Annotated in this window: 1 protein-coding gene; it reads left to right on the forward strand. The window is 45.5% G+C overall.

Annotated features, from left to right (window positions below):
* Nucleotides 1-759 (forward strand): HDOD domain-containing protein (locus A3739_RS02790; protein ID WP_156502285.1); only part of this gene is annotated, 759 nt, incomplete at both ends.

Genomic DNA, 759 nt, shown 5'->3' on the forward strand with positions numbered 1-759 from the left:
CAAGTACTTTTCCCAGCCGATCGCTTTATTTGTCCGGAGTTACTCAATAATTGTATGGGTCGTGAACTTAAAGTGGTTGAGCAAAGCGATCAAAATAGCTTGTTAAGCCAATATGAACTTAACGCGATCCCAGCCATCCCCGACATCACGGGCATACCGACAATCGTTGATAATGCGCTCCAGGAAAATACCAGTGAGTACGCCTTCGTTGACATTGGTTTAGCAAAAGATCTCATTCGAATTAAGCGAAGCATTTTCAACAAGATGCTTCAGAAAGCACAAACCGGAGACTTCTCGGTAGCAATTGATAGAGTCAATCAACACAAGGACGCACGTAAAGATGAAGTCGATATTGTCACGGCTCTTGAGAAGTTCACAACGATTCGTATCAAGCAACGAATCGAAGATACTCTAGAGCTTCCTCCTCTTCCGGAAAGTGCACGCGATATTATTCGTTTACGCGCAAATCCCGACGCGAGCAGCGAAGAACTGTCGACTATCGTAGAAAAAGATCCAAGCCTTTCGGCACAGGTAGTTAGTTGGGCATCGAGTTCGTTTTATAGTACAAGCGGCTCAGTTAAATCGGTGCACGATGCAATCGTACGCGTACTAGGTTTTGATCTAGTGATGAACCTATCAATGGGCTTATCGCTGGGACGCACGCTTAATCTGCCCACGGATGAGCCTGAACGCTACTTACCCTATTGGCAAAAAGCATTGTGGATGGCACTAGGAACAACAGCGCTGATTCGTAAAATC

The sequence above is a fragment of the Oleiphilus sp. HI0067 genome (genome assembly GCF_001635735.1).